Source organism: Neobacillus drentensis, from assembly GCF_036965245.1.
GTDB lineage: Bacteria > Bacillota > Bacilli > Bacillales > Cytobacillaceae > Neobacillus > Neobacillus drentensis_G.
Genome location: NZ_JBALPG010000184.1, coordinates 6,270 through 6,547, shown reverse-complemented (window position 1 = coordinate 6,547; position 278 = coordinate 6,270). Strand labels below are relative to the sequence as shown.

1 pseudogene is annotated in these 278 nt (G+C 36.0%); it reads left to right on the top strand.

Annotation, left to right across the window (positions count from 1 at the left end):
- Positions 1-61 precede the first annotated feature (61 nt).
- Positions 62-278 (top strand): annotated as a pseudogene (locus tag V7150_RS24685) (hypothetical protein); the annotation flags it as partial.

Below are 278 nucleotides of genomic sequence, written 5' to 3'. Positions count from 1 at the left end.
GTATTTTAGTAGTATAATAGTATTGGTATTTCTACAGATATTTACAAAAAGGGGACAATTTATGAAGAAATTAACCTACTTATTTATGGCGTTTTTATTAGTTTTCCTTGCAGCTTGTTCATCAAATGAAACAACTAGCAAAGAGGAAAATGCCGAAACAAAGAAAGAAGAGAAAAAAAAGGAACAGGGTGTAGCTGAGGCTAAAGCAAAGGCAGAAGCTGAAGCCAAAGTGAAAGAAGAAGCTGAGGCTAAAGCACAAGCGGAGGCTGAAGCTAAAG